This window comes from Paracraurococcus ruber (genome assembly GCF_004353985.1).
GTDB lineage: Bacteria > Pseudomonadota > Alphaproteobacteria > Acetobacterales > Acetobacteraceae > Paracraurococcus > Paracraurococcus ruber.
Genome location: NZ_SMOA01000664.1, coordinates 1 through 593, shown reverse-complemented (window position 1 = coordinate 593; position 593 = coordinate 1). Strand labels below are relative to the sequence as shown.

Below are 593 nucleotides of genomic sequence, written 5' to 3'. Positions count from 1 at the left end.
CATGCGGCGGCAAACGCCGACCGCGGAGAGAACCATGCCCCGACAGGTGCACCCATCACCGCTGCAACGGCGAGAAAGGAGGGCTTGATCTCCGAGCCCGCCATAAGAGAACAATGCCCGCGCTTGCCAATATCGAGTCCGATTGTGTTGATCTCAACCATGGGTAGCCTCCTTCCTGCCGGCCGGGTTCGACGGCCGCCTTGGCATAGTGGTGCCGGGAGCGGAGGCCATCCACCGCATCAAGCTCAACGGCGTCGACCCGCAGCGCTACTTCACCGACCTGCTCACCCGCCTCGTCAACGGCTGGCCCAATGACCGCATCGATGAACTGATGCCCTGGCACTGGGCCGACTCAAAAACGGCCCCAGCCCCACCCGAAGGCGGCAAGGGTCCGTAGACACCGCTTACGCTGGGCATCATCGCAGGTGGCGACCACATGGCCTTGACCACGTCGACGGTCGCCGCGGCAGCCTGCCGCGGTGCGATACCATGCTGCCGGCGGATGCCGCGCATCACCTCGCGGACCACTGGGTGGCGGGTGTCGAGCTAATGCCCAGCCAGGCGGTGCGCGGTGGAGATCGCCGCCAGCCGCC

1 protein-coding gene is annotated in these 593 nt (G+C 66.4%); it reads left to right on the top strand.

Going from position 1 to position 593, the window contains the following annotated elements; all coding sequences use genetic code 11:
* The first annotated feature begins 211 nt into the window (after nt 1-211).
* The gene (locus E2C05_RS32355) at nt 212-397 is read left to right on the top strand and encodes a transposase domain-containing protein (RefSeq protein ID WP_408901647.1); all 186 of its coding nucleotides are present in this window, start codon (nt 212-214) and stop codon (nt 395-397) included.
* Nucleotides 398-593: the final 196 nt, after the last annotated feature.